Below are 13,751 nucleotides of genomic sequence, written 5' to 3'. Positions count from 1 at the left end.
CTTGTGGGCGGTCAGACCGTTTCGGCCTCGCGCCGCATATGCGCGATCAGTGCTTCGGTTTTTGTCCGGACCGTCTCCGCGGCCCTTTTGTCGATAATCAGGTCTTCGACCAGAGCTGAGGGTTCGGTCAGCCTGTCCAGCCCGAAAATGCCGGCTCCGCCGGCAATGCGATGTGCGATCTGACGGATTTCCTCGCCGGATTCGCTGTCGCTTTGCGTGAACTCGGTCAGCAAATCCTCAAGCCGCGCGGCATCATTCAGCGTGCGCTCTGCAAATTTCTGCTTGAGCTGCCGATGGCGTTCTTCGAATGCGGCCTGGGTCCTGGCGTCGGCCATCATCCCTGTTCCTCGTATTGAACGCCGACATCGTTGCCAACCTGCCAGCGTACCAGCACCCAGCGGGGTTCGCCGGCCCCGACGATTTCGAGCTTGAACCGGTCTGGTGGCACGAAATAGCTGGCGAAGCGCAATTGGGCGCCGGATTCGGAGAGATTGCGAACGGTGCAGTCGATGACTGAATGAAGGCCGTCGACGATGGCACGGCCACGCCGCAGAACCCGGTAGCGCTGGTCGCGTCTACGGTCGGATCGGCGCCGGTCAATCCCGTCCGGCGGAGACAGATCCATGCCGCGCCGGTCGGGCGTCGGCACGGCGAGCGAATCGTCGAGCTGGCTGTTGGCAACTGCTTCGGTCCCCGGATCGAGGAACGATGTCGCCCAGCGTGCCTCCAGCGTGGCGGCGCGATCGGATTCGGCCAGAGCGGTATCGATTACTGCGTCCGCGGTATGCCCGTCCTGCGGAAAGAGCGACGCCCCGACAATGGCTTCGCAGTCGATTGAAAGCCCGTCATGGCTGACAGTGAATTTCAGCTTTGACGCCATCAGCCGGCAGGCATCGGCGACATCGTCTTCGCCGGGATCGTCCTCGAGCACACTGACCAGCGTGTCGGTACCCAGATGCCCCCAATAACCGCCTCGAATGTCGAGTTTGGCCGCATGTGCCGCCAGATCCCGGAACAGCATTTCCGAGGCCCGGTGGCCAATCCGCGCATGGATGGTGCGGCTGTCCTTTATGCGCACCGCAATCAGGGCGAACGGAGAGGCGTGGCGCCCGCTCGTCATTTCCTCAAGCCGCGCCCGGATATAATGGTCGGCATAAAAGCCGGTGAGACTGTCATGGCGCTCGCCTTCGAGCAGCTTCTTGGTGCGCTCGCGGGCTGCCTGATCCTGTTCGGCGCGCGAAATCGCGGACCGGATCGCTCCGATCAGTTCCCGGTTCTGCAAATTGCGCTTGGGCACATAGTCGCTGAAGCCGATGCGGAAGGCCTTGACCGCAGTTCGTTCGCTGCCCGCCCCCGTCAGCATGATGATCGGCGGAGGGTTGGCGACTTGCTCGCGCAGCGCCTGACCGATGGCAAGGCCGCTTTCAGCGCCCAGGTTCTGATCGAGGACAACGCAGGAAATGCTCTGGTTTTGCAGCGCATCGAAAAGCGATTTGCTGTCGTTCAGCTTCACGACCCGCAGTCCGCCTTCGCGCAGCAGGGCGGCCTCGATATGCTCAAGGAACAGGGGATCGTCGTCGACGATCGCAACGCGCTTTCCATCCGGTATCGTCATATTCAACGCCTCTTTCTGGCGTCGAGAGTAGACATGCCCGGTAAACCGCGGGTTTTCAGCAATTCAAACCCATTCCTTTGGTTAATCTGGGCTAAAACGTTTGATCGGCATTTGAACAAATTCGGTGCCCTTCGGCGGGGGACCGGGCGGGAGCCCGATTATCCGGATTGGCACTTGCCAAAATTGGCGCGGTTATATAGGCATTCGGCCCGTCGGGGCGTAGCGCAGCCTGGTAGCGCATCTGTCTGGGGGACAGAGGGTCGTCGGTTCAAATCCGGCCGCTCCGACCATTTCTCTTCACCGCGAGTTCCGGATCTGAGCGAGCGTTCGTGACCGATCATGTGAACCCCACAGCACCGTCCACCGCCGCCATCGCTGCAGCGGGGATCGATATGGAAGTGCTGAGCGCAGCACTGGCCAACTGGCCGGATTTCGGTGAAGCGAAGCTCGAGCCGCTTCACATCTCCGAAAATGCGAGTTTCCTGGTAAGGCGTGGCGGTGACCCTGTGGCAGTTCTGCGCGTCGGTCGCCCGGGATATCAGTCTCTCCCGGCGACCAGGTCCGAAATCGAATTCATGACCACGCTGGGCGCGCAAACCGGGATTGCCGTACCGTCACCGATTGCCGGGGTGCGTGGCGAGGTTGTTCGGGAAATCGACGTGTCCGGCAGGGCGGACGACGCCCGCCCCGCCGTCATGTTCGCCTTCGAACACGGATCCCCTGTCGGCGCTGATGGCAGTACGCCTGCCGTGTTCGAGGAGCTTGGCACCATGGCGGCCCGTGCCCATCGCTTCGTGACCAAGTGGAAACGGCCGATCGGTTTCGAGCGCCCGGAACTATGGACCGATATCGCCGGCCCCCAGCACACCGGTTGGGGTGACTGGCGCATTGCCGCCGACATGGACGCGGAGGCGGTCAGCGCCACCGAGCGCGCACTGACCGTGATGGCCCAGCGGCTCGATGCTTACGGCCGTGGACCCGACCGCTGTGGCCTCATCCATGCAGACATGCACGGTGCCAATGTGATGCAGCGACCGGACGGTCAGGGACTGCTGCTGATTGATTTCGACGATTCGGGGTTTTGCTGGTTCGGGTACGATTTTGCCGCCGCCATCTCATTCATCGAGACCTGGCCACGGGCCGGTGACCTCCGCGAGGCCTGGCTGAACGGATACACGCGGCACCGTGCCTTTTCGCGAGACGATATTGCCGAACTCGACAGCTTCGTCCTTTTGCGCCGCCTGGCCCTGCAGGGCTGGATCACCACCCATGGCGGCACGCCGCTGGCTGACCGGTTCGGAACCGGCTTTGCCGAGGGAACGATGGACCTAGTGAGCGCCTATCTCAGCCGGTTTGGCTGAGGCCGGCGCTCCACCCGGTCATAGCCCGCAGCGACGCCCCAGATCAGCCCGATAATCAGGAACAGGTGACGCCAGTGGTCGATGTCGATGATCGCCGCTTCGCCGATCAGCGGCAGATAGGTGGCAAACAGCGGGATCATCAGTATCCGGTTGGGCGAGGGGATCGCGAGCGACTTCACCGCCCGCATCAGGGTCGCCCAGATGAGCCAGACAAAGGCCGCGCCACCCAGCCAACCATAAGTCAGGAACACATTGGCATAAGTGTTGTGCGGCTCCTCGACGATCCGCAAATGCCGGAACTGCAAGGGACCGATGCCGAACGGATGGGTGCGGATCAACTCCAGCGCATAGAGCTGACGTCCGAAGCGGCCGAACACGCCGCTGTCATAGTCCTGCACCACCGACGCCCGGACTTCGAACAGTTCGCGCACCGAATCGATGGACAGCAGGCCTGCGGTGATCACAACCAGGCCGATGGCGCCGGCAATCGAGAGATAGGCAATCCGTACCTTGATGCGGGCGCCGGCCTCGAGCGTGAAGGTGAGCAACACGACCAGCAGCGCCGTGACGGCGAAATGGACCCATGCGCCGCGCGAAAATGACACGAAAATACCCACAAACAACACCGCCAGGATTGCGGCATTGAACAGGAACCCCCGCATCCGCCCGATCAGGATTCGCTGCAGCACGGCCGCAGCCGGCAACATCAGGAACGGGCCATAGACATTGGGATCCTTGAACGTGGCCTTGGCACGCCCGAACTTGAGGAACACATCCTCGCCCGGCAGAAAGCCCAGATAGGCGAGGGTGCCGATGATCGAGAGCAACAGGGCGCTGGCGATATAGGCGTTGAAGATCCGCCGCATCATGGCCGCTGGGGCTTCGGCCACGACATTTGCCACCACGAAGCTGGTGATCAGCAAAAACAGGGTGACCGCCGTGTAGACGAGCGCATCGCTCATTGCGCCGAAGCGGATCTGCGTCACCGCCAGCAGCGAACTGGGCACGAAGACAAACAGGAACGGCACGAAACCACGGGTGCGGTAATGGATCGACACCCCGGCCATGAACACGGCGGCGAGCACGCCAAGAAAGGCGAACTCGTAAGGGGAGGGTTCGAAGATCACGAAGCCGCCGGCAAAGATCCAGATCGGCAGCATGAACCGGAGGAAACGCCGGCCGTAGCCGGCGATGACCTCACCGCGCGAGAACCCATCGATATCCCCGGTTACTGCCATAGAGGTCAGAACGCATTTTCGTTCTTGCTGACCAGCGAGAACGGGGTCATCAGCAGGATGTAGGCGTCCAGGAAGATCGACCAGTTTTCAATGTAATAGAGGTCGTGATTCACACGCTGCATGATCTTGTCGATCGTGTCGGTCTCGCCGCGCCAGCCATGGATCTGGGCCCAGCCGGTGATGCCGGGTTTCACCTTGTGGCGCGCGAAATACCCATCGACCGCCTCGTGATAAAGCATGTTGGCGGCCTTGGCCTCCAGCGCATGCGGGCGTGGACCGATGACCGAAAGCTCGCCCTTAAGGACGTTGAAAAGCTGAGGCAGTTCGTCGATCGAGGTCTTGCGGATGAAGCGCCCGACGCGGGTGACGCGCGGGTCGTCACGGGTTACCAGCTTGTCGGCCTTGGCATCGCTCATGTCGGCATACATCGAGCGGAACTTGAACACGTCGATCAGCTCATTGTTGAACCCGTGCCGCTTCTGGCGGAACAGTACAGGACCCTTGCTGTCGAGCTTGATGGCGATGGCGGTGGCGATCATGATCGGCGACAACAGGGTCAACGCGGTGATGGCGACGAACTTGTCAAAGCACCATTTGAGAATGACGTTCCAATCCGAGATCGGCTTGTCGGCCATGTCGAACACGGCAACGTCGCCGAGATAGGAATAGGCCCGTGACTTGAACTGCAGCTTGCTCATATGAGCGGACAGCCGGATGTCGACCGGCAGCACCCAGAGTTGCTTGAGCATGTGCAGGACACGGGTTTCCGCCGACAACGGCATCGACACGATAACCAGGTCGACGCGGGTTCGGCGGGCGAATTCGATCAGGTCCGAAACGCGGCCGAGCTTGCGGTATCCGGCAACCACCTCGGGCGACCGTTCGTCATCGCGATCGTCGAACAATCCAAAGAGCTGAATGTCGCTCTGCGCGGACGCCTCGATGCGATTAATGAGTTCTTCCGCGTCCTTGCCGCCGCCCACGATCACCGTCCGGCGGCGCAATCGACCATCCTGGCTCCAATGCATCACCAGTGCGCGCAGCGAAAGCCGGAACAGGATAAGGCTCACCGCACCCAACGCGTAATAGCTGACGAGCCAGACCCGCGAATAGGAATCCTGCAATTTGAACAGGAACATGAACGCCGTAAGAAGCAGGAACACGATCGACCAACTGGCCAGAACCCGGCCTGACTGGGTCAGCAGGGTTCGATAGGCCGATATCTTGTGCAGCCCCCACGCATTGGCGATCACATTGTAGAGGGCAAGCGAGATGAAGATTGCGACGCCATACGGCACTTCCTGGCCCGGGCCGAGATAGGAATAGAAGATCGCGGCGCCAAGCGTGACGAGCAGCAACGCTTCGAAAAGCTGCGACAGCCCCGAAACGACGGCACCTGACATTCCAGGTTCTACAGGCTTTTCAATGATTTCAAGCGCAGCATCGGACAACGTCCGATTGCCGCCGGCCTCAGACTGTCCGCCGGAAGAAATGTGTTCTGCTACGGCCGTTTTTGGATCGAGCCGGATCATTGACGGGCACCACCTGGAGCAATTCTCGCCCGGGACTGTGCGCGTCAGGAGTGAAAACGGCGTGAAAGCAGAGGGTTAATGTCTTGCTATAGCCCGGCGATACCCCGCCTCGATGGCGTCGGTCATGGCGTCGATCGAAAAGTGTGACCGCACGCGGTCGAGCCGTCGTTTGTCGTTGGTCGCAAAACCGGCCGGATCGCTCTGCCAGCGCGCAAGGGAGGTCGCCAGGGCCTCGGCATCCCCCGCTGGTACCAGGTCGCCCGATGTATCGCCAAAGATCTCGGGAATGCCGCCAACATTGGTTGCGATCACCGTCTTGCCCGCGGCGATGCCTTCGAGAACGATATAGGGCAGGGATTCCTTGCGCGACGGCACCACCACGCATCTCGCCTTGGCGAACATCTCGCGGGCAGGCTGGGCGCCGGCAAAGTGGATGCTGGCTTGAAGGTCGAGCGAATGGACTTTCGCCTTCAACGCCTCCGCGTCCGGTCCGTCCCCGGCCACCAGGAGGCGCGCTGGTTGATCGAGACAAGCGATGGCATCGATCAATACGTCAATGCCCTTGAGATCACGCAACTCGCCGACATAGACGAAATCGAACGCATCCGAAGAAGGAACCGGCTCGAAATCGGCTTCGGGCAAACCATTGTGTACGACCTCCGCCCTGTCGCCCGGGTCGCCGACGATCTCGGCATAGGCGGTTCTGGCGAATTCGCTTTCGAAGAAGATTCCATCCGAGCGGGAGATCAATCGACGCTCGAGGAAATGAAACAGCCGCCCCTGCAAACTCCCCGGTGCGAAGTGGAGGACACCGCCATGGGGAGTGTAGAATACGACCGGACCGGGCTGCCGCCGGCCGAGGCGGGTGTAAAAGCCTGGCTTGGCGCCGTGGCCATGAATCACATCAACACCGAGCTCGTCTGCGAGGTCTGCAATGTGACCGGACGCGCCGAGATCGGCGGCGCCGATCAGCCGGGGCATTGGCATTTTGTGGATGCCCAGCGCAGCGTGTGCCTCGAGTGCCTCAAGACGGGGGGCGGTCTGACTGTCGGCGGTAAGGGAGTCGACAAGCACGCCAACCTTGTGCCCGCGCGCTGCCAAAGCTTCGGTGAGGTCGCGCACATGGCGAAACAGCCCGCCAACTGGCGCCCTCAGGACTTGCAGAACCGATAGGGGCCTGGCCGCGGCCATCCCGCTACAGCCAGCGTTCGGCGATGACCACCGTGTCGCCGGGCTGAACCGGGAAGTCGAGCGCCACCTTGCCCTTTGCGATCTCCTCACCTGTCCGGCGATAGAGGATAGCATAGGATTCGTTGGCGGTGGGCTCATAGCCGCCGGCGGTGCTGACCGCGCCGCGCACTGTCATGCCGGGGACGTAGGGGTACTGGCCCGAAGCGCTGACCGCGCCCTGAATGTAGAAGGGCCGGTATTGCACGACTTCAACGGCAACATCGGGATCTCGGATGAACCCGGCAGCCAGGAGCCCGACGATCTTGTCTGCGGCTTGCTTGGTCGACAGCCCGCGCACATGCACGCTGCCGACAAGCGGCAGGGAAAGCTGACCGGAATCGTCGACGCGGAACTCATCGGAGAGTTCTTCCTCGCCATAAACCGTGAGACGCACCTGGTCGCCGCTGTCGAGAAGATAAACGCCCATGGTTGGCGCCAGATAACTCGACGACTTGGGCGTCGAGGCGCAGCCACTCACCAGAATGAGGGCAAACAGGGCGATGAAATGCAGCGCACGCATAAAGCGGTCCTTGCCGGGAAGGGGGCAGCTCCATTGAGTGCCAAAACATGGTTAACAACTCGCAAAGAACAGTGCCGAAATAAGGGGCAGCGACCCCGATGTTACTTGCGAAATGAAGGCCCGGTTAACCCTTTCCTTACCATGCGGGACCCATTGTCTTGGGTGACGCGTCCCCCGAGGTATACCGGCATGTCGAGCGATCAGCCGACCAGCTTTGATGATATGCGGATCGACTTTCCTGCGCTCGCCATGGCGATCTGGCGGCGCAAGTTGCGCATCATCCTGGTCACGGCTCTTGTCTGCGCGGCAACCTATTTCGTCCTCACGCAGATTCCGCGTTCCTACACGGCGACGGCCAATCTGTTGATCGAGAGCAGGGACAATTCTTTTACCCGTGCCACAACCGACAATAACGGGTCGCAATCAGCAGTCGCTGACGATGCAGCGGTTGAGAGCCAGGTGCAGCTCATCCGGTCGCGCGAGACGCTGATCAAGGTCATCGAAGCCGAAAATCTCGACGAGGTTGCCGAATTTGTCACACCCGATCCAGGCCCCTTCGGTATTTACCGCCTTCTCGGCAGGGGGCAGCAAAGCACAAAAACGCCGGACGCGCGGGCCCTGGATGCTCTGCGGCAGGGACTGGTCGCGGCCCGCGAACGCAGTTCGCGCGTTGTCTCGATCTCCTTCACCGCGCACAATCCCGAGCTCGCAGCACGCGTCGCTAATGCCATCGCCACCGCGCATGTGGGGCGGCGCACCGACCTGGTGCTTTCGGATACGGGCGATGCATCGAACTGGCTGGAAGGCGAGATCAAGAAACTGCGTACCCGCGTCACCGATGCCGAGCGTGAGGTCGCGGACTTCAAGGTCAACAATGACCTGTTCAAGGGTTCGAACGACTCGACCCTGCTCGAACAGCAGCTTTCGGATTATTCCGAACAGATCACCGCGGCTTCCGAGCGCAAAAACACGGCCCGTACCAAGGCCAGCCTGATCGACCAACTGCTCAAGGCTGGCCAACCGGTTGAAACCATCGCCGATGTGCGGGCGTCGCCGGTCATACAGCAGCTGACCGAGCAGAAGGCCGAACTGCAATCGACCCGCGCTGAAAGGCTGGCCACTCGTCTGCCATCGCATCCGGCCATCAAGACGATCGATGCGCAGATCAGGGCGGTGAATGACGAGATTGCGACCGAAGGCGGCCGCATCGCCAGCGCGTTCGAATCCGAGGCGCAGGTCGAAGAGGACCTCGAACAGTCCCTGCGCGACGAACTGACCCGCCTGAAGCTTCAAGCATCGGATGCGGAGATCAACAATGTCCGGCTGGCCGAGCTCGAACGCGAGGCAACGGCCCAACGGGATCTGCTCAATGCATTCCTGATCCGCTTCCGCGAGGCCGCAGCCCGTTCGGAAGCCAATGCGGCCTTCCCGGATGTGCGCATCGTCTCCTCTGCTGCCCCACCGGAGGTCCCGTCATTCCCGAAGAAGGGCATCATGCTGGCCATGGCCGGCTTTGGCGCGTTGCTGATCCAGGGCGGGCTGATCCTGCTCGGTGAGCTTTCTGCCGGGCATGTCTTCGTGCCCCGTGAACGACGGGCAAGTGCTTATCATGGTGCGTATCGCGACGCGTCGGCCGCTCTGCCGCGTGAACGTGGCGAGGCACTGGGTGCCGCTTTTGCGGCGATGCGCATGCCGCCCACGGAAGACAAACACATGGGGCGTGATGAAAGGCCGGCTTCCGCCTTCACTGGCTCTGAGAAGCCCGCCGGCACACGCGAACAGCCAGTTGAAGTGGTTGCACCCTCCGTGTCGACTGCCGCCAATACGCCTGCAGAATCCGACAAATCCGGTCAAGGCACAACGGTTCAAGGCGCAACGGGTCAGGGCAAAGCCGAACAGGCAGTCGGGCAGGAAGCAGTGGCGGTTGCGACGAAAGAATCCGTGTCCAGAAATCCCGCGCCAACAAAAATGGCGCCTGCGCCCAGGGTCGCCGCGCAACCGCCCGTGCTGCCGATCGATATCGACGCGGCGCTTGACGAGCTTGGCCAACGTCAGGACCGCCTGGTCCTTGTGACCGCCATGGACGATGGTCGCGCCGATCGGGGACTGACACGCGCACTGGCCGACGCCCTGGTTGCGGAAGGTCTATCCGTTGCCATCATCGATGCGGGTGGTATGGACGCTGCCGATCGCCGCCTGGGACTGAGCGACCTGGCAGCCGATACCGTCGAGTTTGGCGATATCGTGCACAACGACGCGGGTTTTGAACTCGCGGAAATCCCGTGGGGTCGTACACCGCGCCTTAACGCCGATTCACCGCGCATTCCGATGCTGGTTGACGCTCTGGGCGAACTCTACGATGTGAGTATTGTCATGTGCGGACCGGTTGGAACGGCACACGGTCTCGGCCTGTTTGCCCGTTCCGGGGCAGCGCTGGTTCTGACCGGGCGCAACGAAATCGCCCGCGACGAGTTTGACGGGGTGAAGGCAGATGCACGCGCCAGCGGACTTGGCAACGTGCTGTTTGTCAGCCGCAAGCCGGGACAGGATCTTGACCGCGACACGCGGGAAAACGAGGGGAGGCGGGCGCTTTAGCGCGGCCCGCCCGGGCGACGCGCCGGAGCGAACGGAGTAGTAGGTTTTGCGGTATCTGGTCTATCGGGCGGCGTTCGAACTGCTTTCGCTCACCGGACTGTCGGCCCTGATCCGCGCGATTTCCCCCTCCAAGGGCGTCATCTTCACGCTGCACCGGGTCATGCCGCAAAATCCGCGCGCCTTTTCACCCAATGCCATCTTGCAGGTGAAGCCGGCCTTCCTCGAACACATGATCGTCAAGGCGAGGAAGCTCGGCTACGACATCGTCGACCTTGATGAGGCGGTCAGGCGCATCAACACTGCCGGCAAGACCCGCAAATTCGTGGTCTTCACCTTCGACGACGCCTATCGCGACAATCTCGTCAACGCCTTGCCGATCCTGAAAAAGCACGACTGTCCTTTCACCATCTTTGTCCCCACGGCTTTCGTCGATGGTTTGGGGGAAGTCTGGTGGCAAGCGCTCGAAGACGTGATCTCGGCTCAGAAGGCGATTGCAGTCGATCTTGGCGAGGGCCTCGAATATCTCGACTGTGCGAGCCTCGCGCAGAAGAATGAGGTCTACTACCGGCTCTATTGGCATATGCGCGACGTGTCCGAGCCCGACCGGGTCGCTTTCATCAAGGACCTGGCGGCGAAGTACGGCCTCGACCTCAAGGCGCACTGCAAGTCGCTGGTGATGAACTGGCAGGAACTGCAGGAAATCGCGGCCGAGCCGCTTTGCACCATCGGTGCGCATACGGTAAATCACTACGAACTGTCCAAACTGCCGCCCGACCAGATGCGCGAGGAGATCGCCCAGTCGGTCTCGGTGCTGGAGGCGCAGTTCGGCGAGCGCCCGCGTCATTTTTCCTATCCGATCGGAGCATCGCGTTCCGCAGCGGCGCGAGAGTTCGCCACGGTCAAAAGCCTTGGCCTGACTTCTGCGGTGACGACGCGGCCGGGAGGGCTCTACCACGATCACACCGATCATCTCGAAGCGCTGCCACGCGTTTCGCTGAACGGCAATTTCCAGGCGAAGCGTTTTGCAGGCACCTATCTGACGGGTGCGCTGTTCACGATCATCGCTGGCGGGGAACGGGTTTCCGCAAAGTAATCAGGAGCTTGGGTGGGGCGCCGGATTCATTTTGTGGGGAACTCACTCCGGATCGGGCCGGGACATCCACCAGATCGCTGCTGCTGCCGGAAAAAACCAGAACGTGCCGGCAATGGCGAAATAGATCACGATCACCCAGTTTGGCAGCCCGTCGATCAACACCTCGTAGATCATGCTGGCGCCAAGCGACCAACAGATAATGATCAGCAGCATCAAGGGGATGCCGAGCAGCTTGCGGGTTCGTTGGGTCATCTTGGTGTCGTGAAGCCTTGTTGAACGGGCAGGGGGCTGCGGCAAGCTGTGCCTTGCAGCCGCTGCGCGCCCGCTTTACCAGTTTTGCCCATGAACGCAAATGGCGCCTCACTCTCCTCCACCCCGTCCGCTACTTCCAGCTCCGCCGCCGCGGATCGGCTGAAGCCGGTGCGCATATGGCTCTATGTCATTGCGGCGCTGGTTCTGCTGATGGTTCTTGTCGGCGGTGCGACCCGGCTCACGGAATCGGGCCTTTCGATCACCACGTGGAAGCCGGTGACCGGCATGATCCCACCCCTGAGCCAGGCCGATTGGCTCGCGGAGTTCGAGGCCTACAAGCTGATCCCTGAGTATCAGGAAATCAATTTCGGCATGAGCCTGGCGGCCTTCAAGACCATCTTCTGGTGGGAATGGGGACACCGGTTCCTCGGCCGGGTGATCGGTATCGCCTTTTTTGTGCCCTTCGTCGTCTTTCTGTTTCAGCGCCGCCTGACCTGGCGCCTTGCGCCGGGCCTTTTCGTGCTGTTCCTGCTGGGCGGCCTACAGGGCGCCATTGGCTGGTGGATGGTGTCCTCCGGCCTCGTCGAGCGCACCGACGTTTCGCAATACCGGCTGGCGACCCATCTGGGCGCTGCGTGCTTGCTGTTTGTCGCGCTGATTGTCTTCGCACGCCGACTGATGCCGCGCATTGCGGGAGGGGCGTCCGCGCGCACCCCGCTATGGCCGGTAATCGGTGCCGCCACGCTGGTCTATCTGCAGATCATCGCTGGTGCGTTCGTCGCCGGCATCGATGCGGGACTGGCTTACAACACCTGGCCGCTGATGGATGGTGGCCTCGTGCCCAACGGTCTCTGGGTCATGGACCCGTGGTGGATCAACTTCTTCGAGAACCACGCGCTCGTTCAGTTCACACACCGCAACCTTGGCTATCTGGCAGCGTTGGGCGTGATTGCACTCGCTTTTTGGGCCTGGCGCCGCGGCGAATTCAAGGGCGTCCACGGCTGGGCGCCCCTGATTGCCCTCATCGTGCTTTTACAGGTGGGGCTCGGGGTTGCGACGCTGTTATCCATGGTGCCCATCTCGCTCGCGCTCATGCATCAGGGGACCGCCTTCGTGCTGATCGGCTGCCTGGCGGCCTATGCCGCTGATTTGTCGAGAGAAAGTGCGCGGTAACATAATACCGTTCAGTTAAGTTATTGAAATAGAAGACTAATAAAATAGTGATTGACGCGAACCTGCTTCGCGACTATCACGCACGCCAATTCGCTGTTGGATGGCGGTTCGTTTCGATCTGCCTTCCCGTTCAATACAGGATGAACCCGATGAAAACCTACTCGGCAAAACCGGGCGAGATCGAGAAGAAGTGGGTGCTGATTGACGCCGACGGTCTCGTTGTCGGCCGCCTCGCCGCGCTCATTGCGACCCGCCTGCGCGGCAAGCACAAGCCCGGCTTCACCCCGCATGTCGATTGCGGCGATAATGTCGTCGTCATCAATGCAGACAAGGTCCGCTACACCGGCAAGAAGCTCGACGACAAGCGCTTCTACTGGCACACCGGCTATCCCGGCGGCATCAAGGACCGGACCATGCGTCAGATCCTCGGCGGTGCACACCCCGAGCGCGTTCTGGAAAAGGCCGTGCAGCGCATGATGCCCGGCGGCCCGCTGACCCGCGCGCAGCTCAAGAACCTGCGTGTCTATGGCGGAACCGAGCATCCCCATGCCGCCCAGCAGCCCGAGGCGCTGGACGTTGCATCCCTTAACCCCAAGAACAAGCGGGTGAAGTAACATGGCCGAAACCGAAACCGTGAATTCCCTCGAGGAACTCGGCGCCGCCGCCAATGTGGCCGTGGAAGACGAGGCCCCCGTTTACGAACAGAAGCTCGACGAGTACGGCCGCGCCTATGCCACCGGCAAGCGCAAGGACGCCGTCGCCCGCGTCTGGATCAAGCCCGGCTCCGGCCGCATCACCGTCAACGGCAAGGAATACGAGGCCTATTTCGCTCGTCCCGTGCTGCAGATGATCCTCAAGCAGCCGATCGTGGCTGCTGAGCGCGCCAACCAGTACGACATCATGGCCACCGTCTCCGGCGGCGGCCTGTCTGGCCAGGCCGGTGCCGTTCGTCACGGCATCTCCAAGGCACTCACCCATTATGAGCCGGCCCTGCGCTCGGTTCTCAAAAAGGGTGGCTTCCTGACCCGCGACAGCCGCGTGGTGGAACGCAAGAAGTACGGCAAGGCCAAGGCCCGCCGGTCCTTCCAGTTCTCCAAGCGCTAAGTCAGTCGCAACACAGATCTTTCGAAAGGGCCGGCATT

13 protein-coding genes and 1 tRNA gene are annotated in these 13,751 nt (G+C 61.6%); 7 read left to right on the top strand and 7 right to left on the bottom strand.

Annotated features, from left to right (window positions below; all coding sequences use genetic code 11):
• Positions 1-11: 11 nt before the first annotated feature.
• Both G489_RS0102675 and G489_RS0102670 read right to left on the bottom strand, forming a co-directional pair.
• Positions 12-335 (bottom strand): Hpt domain-containing protein, encoded by a 324-nt coding sequence (locus G489_RS0102675; protein ID WP_162142396.1) that lies wholly within the window; start codon positions 333-335, stop codon positions 12-14.
• On the bottom strand, positions 335-1,615 hold the full coding sequence (locus G489_RS0102670) for a response regulator (RefSeq protein WP_029040213.1): 1,281 nt from the start codon (positions 1,613-1,615) through the stop codon (positions 335-337). The genes G489_RS0102675 and G489_RS0102670 overlap by 1 nt, the downstream gene beginning before the upstream one ends.
• A 213-nt stretch (positions 1,616-1,828) precedes the next feature.
• On the opposite strand from G489_RS0102670, the gene G489_RS0102665 reads away from it, so the two are divergent.
• Together G489_RS0102665 and G489_RS18790 are read left to right on the top strand one after the other, a co-directional pair.
• Positions 1,829-1,905, top strand: a tRNA-Pro gene (locus G489_RS0102665).
• 39 nt (positions 1,906-1,944) lie between these two features.
• Complete coding sequence (locus G489_RS18790) at positions 1,945-2,976, top strand: phosphotransferase enzyme family protein (RefSeq protein ID WP_051332230.1); 1,032 nt, start codon at positions 1,945-1,947, stop codon at positions 2,974-2,976.
• Here the strand turns inward: G489_RS18790 and G489_RS0102655 are convergent.
• From G489_RS0102655 to G489_RS0102640, 4 genes are all read right to left on the bottom strand, one after another.
• On the bottom strand, positions 2,955-4,214 hold the full coding sequence (locus G489_RS0102655; RefSeq protein ID WP_029040212.1) for an O-antigen ligase family protein: 1,260 nt from the start codon (positions 4,212-4,214) through the stop codon (positions 2,955-2,957). The genes G489_RS18790 and G489_RS0102655 overlap by 22 nt on opposite strands.
• A 5-nt stretch (positions 4,215-4,219) precedes the next feature.
• Positions 4,220-5,617, bottom strand: coding sequence for an undecaprenyl-phosphate glucose phosphotransferase (locus tag G489_RS0102650; RefSeq protein ID WP_245578796.1), 1,398 nt, complete (start codon positions 5,615-5,617; stop codon positions 4,220-4,222).
• A 204-nt stretch (positions 5,618-5,821) separates the two neighbouring features.
• On the bottom strand, positions 5,822-6,937 hold the full coding sequence (locus G489_RS22180; protein WP_029040210.1) for a glycosyltransferase family 4 protein: 1,116 nt from the start codon (positions 6,935-6,937) through the stop codon (positions 5,822-5,824).
• A gap of 4 nt (positions 6,938-6,941) precedes the next feature.
• On the bottom strand, positions 6,942-7,496 hold the full coding sequence (locus tag G489_RS0102640) for a polysaccharide biosynthesis/export family protein (RefSeq protein WP_029040209.1): 555 nt from the start codon (positions 7,494-7,496) through the stop codon (positions 6,942-6,944).
• A gap of 189 nt (positions 7,497-7,685) precedes the next feature.
• On the opposite strand from G489_RS0102640, the gene G489_RS0102635 reads away from it, so the two are divergent.
• Positions 7,686-10,091 carry an exopolysaccharide transport family protein gene (locus G489_RS0102635; RefSeq protein ID WP_029040208.1) on the top strand — a complete coding sequence of 802 codons (2,406 nt, stop codon included), beginning with the start codon at positions 7,686-7,688 and terminating at the stop codon, positions 10,089-10,091.
• Between the two features lie 46 nt (positions 10,092-10,137).
• The gene (locus tag G489_RS18785) at positions 10,138-11,184 is read left to right on the top strand and encodes a polysaccharide deacetylase family protein (RefSeq protein ID WP_035871204.1); all 1,047 of its coding nucleotides are present in this window, start codon (positions 10,138-10,140) and stop codon (positions 11,182-11,184) included.
• Between the two features lie 42 nt (positions 11,185-11,226).
• On the opposite strand, the gene G489_RS0102625 is transcribed toward G489_RS18785, so the two are convergent.
• A complete protein-coding gene (locus G489_RS0102625; protein ID WP_029040207.1) occupies positions 11,227-11,436 on the bottom strand; it encodes a DUF2842 domain-containing protein in 210 nt (69 codons plus the stop codon).
• Positions 11,437-11,604: 168 nt separating this feature from the next.
• Between G489_RS0102625 and G489_RS18780 the strand changes: the two genes are divergently transcribed.
• The 3 genes from G489_RS18780 to rpsI all read left to right on the top strand — a co-directional run bounded on the left by G489_RS18780 (position 11,605) and on the right by rpsI (position 13,713).
• Entirely contained in the window at positions 11,605-12,609 is a 1,005-nt protein-coding gene (locus G489_RS18780; protein WP_245578795.1) for a COX15/CtaA family protein, read from the top strand.
• A gap of 149 nt (positions 12,610-12,758) precedes the next feature.
• Positions 12,759-13,223, top strand: a complete 465-nt coding sequence (gene rplM / locus G489_RS0102615) for a 50S ribosomal protein L13 (RefSeq protein ID WP_029040206.1) — start codon at positions 12,759-12,761, stop codon at positions 13,221-13,223.
• 1 nt (position 13,224) lies between these two features.
• Positions 13,225-13,713, top strand: a complete 489-nt coding sequence (gene rpsI, locus G489_RS0102610; protein WP_029040205.1) for a 30S ribosomal protein S9 — start codon at positions 13,225-13,227, stop codon at positions 13,711-13,713.
• The last annotated feature ends 38 nt before the right edge of the window (positions 13,714-13,751 follow it).

The sequence above is a fragment of the Cucumibacter marinus DSM 18995 genome, assembly GCF_000429865.1.
Lineage (GTDB): Bacteria > Pseudomonadota > Alphaproteobacteria > Rhizobiales > Devosiaceae > Cucumibacter > Cucumibacter marinus.
This window is presented reverse-complemented; position numbering and strand designations above follow the sequence as displayed.

What these genes read in the sequence shown, in the direction of transcription:
- G489_RS0102625 (WP_029040207.1), bottom strand. Translation starts at nt 11,436, where the DNA reads ATGACCCAACGAACCCGCAAGCTGCTCGGCATCCCCTTGATGCTGCTG.
- rplM (WP_029040206.1), top strand. Translation starts at nt 12,759, where the DNA reads ATGAAAACCTACTCGGCAAAACCGGGCGAGATCGAGAAGAAGTGGGTG.
- G489_RS0102675 (WP_162142396.1), bottom strand. Translation starts at nt 335, where the DNA reads ATGGCCGACGCCAGGACCCAGGCCGCATTCGAAGAACGCCATCGGCAG.
- G489_RS0102670 (WP_029040213.1), bottom strand. Translation starts at nt 1,615, where the DNA reads ATGACGATACCGGATGGAAAGCGCGTTGCGATCGTCGACGACGATCCC.
- G489_RS22180 (WP_029040210.1), bottom strand. Translation starts at nt 6,937, where the DNA reads ATGGCCGCGGCCAGGCCCCTATCGGTTCTGCAAGTCCTGAGGGCGCCA.
- G489_RS0102650 (WP_245578796.1), bottom strand. Translation starts at nt 5,617, where the DNA reads ATGTCAGGTGCCGTCGTTTCGGGGCTGTCGCAGCTTTTCGAAGCGTTG.
- G489_RS0102635 (WP_029040208.1), top strand. Translation starts at nt 7,686, where the DNA reads ATGTCGAGCGATCAGCCGACCAGCTTTGATGATATGCGGATCGACTTT.
- G489_RS0102655 (WP_029040212.1), bottom strand. Translation starts at nt 4,214, where the DNA reads ATGGCAGTAACCGGGGATATCGATGGGTTCTCGCGCGGTGAGGTCATC.
- rpsI (WP_029040205.1), top strand. Translation starts at nt 13,225, where the DNA reads ATGGCCGAAACCGAAACCGTGAATTCCCTCGAGGAACTCGGCGCCGCC.
- G489_RS0102640 (WP_029040209.1), bottom strand. Translation starts at nt 7,496, where the DNA reads ATGCGTGCGCTGCATTTCATCGCCCTGTTTGCCCTCATTCTGGTGAGT.